Here is a 1,649-nt window from a genome sequence, read left to right as displayed (position 1 = left end):
CGATCGCCAGGCGACGATGGCGGCGCTGGCGGATCTGCCGGTCAGCCATCTGTTTTATGCCGCCTATCAGCATGCCGACAGCTGGGCCGGACTGGTGGAACCGAACCTCAGGATGCTGAATAACGCGCTCAGCGCCGCCGAGCAGTCGCCCCGGCTTGCGCACGTCAGCCTGATGCAGGGCTATAAGGTCTATGGCGCGCATCTTGGCCCGTTTAAGACCCCGGCGCGCGAAAGCGATGCGGGGCATATGCCCCCGGAGTTCAACGTGGCGCAGCAGACGCTGCTGGAAGCGCGTCAGCCGGGAACAAACTGGCGCTGGACGGCGTTACGCCCGTCGGTCGTGGGCGGGCTATCCACCGGTAATCCGATGAACCTTGCCCTGTCGCTGGCGGTGTATGCGGCTATCTGCAAGGAGCTCAATATTCCGCTGCGTTTCCCTGGCCGGCCGGGCGCCTGGCACAGCCTGATTGAGATGACCGATTCCGGCCTGCTGGCCAGGGCGACGCTGTGGGCGGCCACCAGCGAGGCGGCTGAGAACCAGGCGTTCAACGTCAATAATGGCGATCTGTTCCGCTGGCAGGAGATGTGGCCGCGTATTGCGGCCTGGTTCGATCTGCCGGTCGCCCCGCCCCTGCCGATGTCGCTGCGTGAGGTAATGGCGGATAAAGCGGCCATCTGGCAAAAAATGGCGGCAAAATATCAGCTCAGGGAGAGCAATATCGGTGCCATTACGGGCTGGGAATTCGTCGATTTCGTTTTCAGCTGGGACTACGACATGTTCGCCGATGGCAGCAAAATACGCCGTGCCGGCTTCCATGATTACTGTGAAACCGAGCAGATGTTCTTGCAGCTGTTTACCCAGTTCCGCCAGATGAAGCTCATTCCCTGAGCGGGTTAACCCGCGCCGAATGAGCCCGGCCGTGGCTCATTCGCCGTTAGCCGGACGCCGCCTGCTCGCATAGCTGAAATTTATCATCCAGACTTAAAGCAAAGACGTAGTCTGCGCAGGGATTGTGTTTTACACTGCGCGCTGCAAAAACTCAGTAGATAAACGATTAAGTAGGCGGTAATGGCGATGAACGGAACAATCACAACCTGGTTTAAAGATAAAGGCTTTGGATTTATCAAAGATGAAAACGGCGATAACCGTTATTTTCATGTGATTAAGGTCGCCAATCCGGAGCTGATTAAGAAAGATGCGGCGGTGACTTTTGAGCCCACGACCAATAACAAGGGCCTGTCAGCCTATGCGGTGAAGGTAGTCCCGGAAAGCAAATATATCTATATCGCCGGCGAGCGCATTAAGCTCACGTCGATCAAGTCTTACCTGGTCTACAGCGAAGAAGTGCCTGCCGATATCCGCATTGATAAAGAAAATGCGGTGCTCTCCGTGGGGGCGCTGATGGGCAGCATCCGGCCGAAGACAGCCGCCGAGCCGGGTGAAATGCGCGCGCTGAAAAAGCTGGCGATCACCACCTTCCAGGGAACAACGCTCATCTTCTCGGAAGATGAGATAGACGTCGATGCCACGGTGAAAATGCTCAAGGTCTGAGAACCTGCAAACGGGCCCGCTGCCAAAGCCCCCCTGCGCATGGCGCAGCGTCCGGGACCAGGGCCGCATTTTGCAAAAGCTATCCGCACCGCAAAGT

At 57.7% G+C, this 1,649-nt stretch carries 2 protein-coding genes; both read left to right on the top strand.

What is annotated here, in order from left to right:
- Positions 1-889, top strand: an 889-nt coding sequence (locus PFH44_RS27325; RefSeq protein WP_283826796.1) for an SDR family oxidoreductase, incomplete at its 5' end; no start/stop codon positions are given.
- 180 nt (positions 890-1,069) lie between these two features.
- A complete protein-coding gene (locus PFH44_RS27320; RefSeq protein WP_045854895.1) occupies positions 1,070-1,552 on the top strand; it encodes a cold-shock protein in 483 nt (160 codons plus the stop codon).
- The last annotated feature ends 97 nt before the right edge of the window (positions 1,553-1,649 follow it).

It is taken from the genome of Klebsiella sp. Ech2A, assembly GCF_030078455.1.
GTDB classification, from domain to species: Bacteria; Pseudomonadota; Gammaproteobacteria; order Enterobacterales; family Enterobacteriaceae; genus Klebsiella; species Klebsiella terrigena.
Note: the sequence above shows the minus strand (reverse complement) of the source record. Positions and strands in the feature narration are given on the sequence as shown.

Bases quoted from the DNA above. Each gene is read 5' to 3' on its own strand.
- PFH44_RS27320 (WP_045854895.1), top strand. From the start codon at position 1,070: ATGGCGATGAACGGAACAATCACAACCTGGTTTAAAGATAAAGGCTTT.